The organism is Pseudoalteromonas sp. Ld19 (genome assembly GCF_045064135.1).
GTDB classification, from domain to species: Bacteria; Pseudomonadota; Gammaproteobacteria; order Enterobacterales; family Alteromonadaceae; genus Pseudoalteromonas; species Pseudoalteromonas aliena.
Map to the genome: position 1 here is coordinate 1 of NZ_JBISHA010000001.1, position 1,337 is coordinate 1,337.

Annotated in this window: 1 protein-coding gene; it reads left to right on the top strand. The window is 52.4% G+C overall.

What is annotated here, in order from left to right:
- Positions 1-1,337 (top strand): hypothetical protein (locus tag ACJJVZ_RS00005; protein WP_405621541.1); only part of this gene is annotated, 1,337 nt, incomplete at both ends.

The following is a 1,337-nucleotide window of genomic DNA, read 5'->3' on the forward strand; positions in this document are numbered from 1 at the left end:
GAAAAAAAAGAGGGGGAGGAAAAAGGAAAAAAGGGAAAAGGGAGGGAAGGGGGGGGAGGGAGGAGGGAAAGAAAGAAAGAAGAAGAGAGAAGAGGAGAGGAGAAACAGGGAAGGGGGAAAGAAGGGAGAGAAAAAAAGAGGGGAGGGGAGAGAAAGGAAGGAGAAAGAGGGAAAAGGAGAAAGGGAGAGGAGGGAGGAGAAAAGGGAAAGGGAAAGGGGAAAGGAGAGGAAAAGAGGGGAAGGGGAAAAAGAGAAAGGGGGGGAGAAAGGGAGGGAAGGGAAAAGGGGGAAAGAGGGAGGGGGAGGAAAGGGGAAGGAGAGGGAGGGAGGGAAAGAAGGGAAGGAAAAAAAAAGAGAGGAGGGGAAGGGGGGGAAGAAGGAAAGGAAAGAGGAAAAAGGGGAAAGGGGGAAAGAAAGAAGAAGAGGGAAAGAGAAGGAAAAGGGGAAGAGGAGAGGGGGAAAGAAAGGAGAGGGAAGAAAGAAAAAAGGGAAAAGAGAGAAAAAGAAGGAAGGGGAGAGGGGAAAGGAAGAAGGAGAGAGAGGGAAGGGGAGGGGGGGGGAAAAAAAAAAGGGAAAAAAGGAAAAAAAAGAGGAAAGAGAGGGGGGGAGGGGAAAAGAAAAAGAAAAAAGGGGGAAGAAGGAGGGGAGGAGAAGGAGAGGAGAGGGGGGGAAAAGGAGGGGGAAGGAAAAAAGGGGGGAAGGGGAAGGAGGAAGAGAAAAAGGAAGAAAGGGAAAGAAAAGGAAGGGGGGAGGAGGAAGGAAGAAGGAAGAGGAAGGAGAGAAAAAAGAAGGAGAGGAAGGAGGGGGGAGGAGAAAAAGAAGGAAGAAGGGGGAGAGAGGGGGGGAAGAAAGGAAAAGAGGGAGAAGAGAAGAGAGGGGAAGAGGAAGGGGGGGGAAAAGGGAAAGAAGGAAGGAGAAAGGAGGGGGAGGAAGGAAGGGGGGAGGAAAAGAAGAGGAGAAGGAGAGAAGGAGGGGGAGAGGGGAAGAGGAAAGGGGAGGAAGGGGAGGGGAAAGAGGGAAAGAGAGAAAGAAGAGGGGGGAAAGGGGGAGGGAAAGGGGAGAGGAGGGGAAAGAAAGGAGGAGAAAAGAAAAAAAGGGGGGGAGGAAAGAGAAGAAAAAGGGGAGGAGGGGGAAGGGGGGAAAGGGGGGGAAGGGGAGGGGGAAGAAAGAGGGGGGAGGGAAAGAGAAGGAAGGGGGAGAGAGGAAAAAGGAGGGAAGAGAGGGGAGAGAAGGGAAGGGGAGAGAAGGGGGGAAAAAAAGGAGGAGGGGGAAGAAGAAAAGGGGAAAGAGGAAGGAGAGGGAAAGAGAAAAGGAAAAAGGGGAAGGGAGGGAAAAAG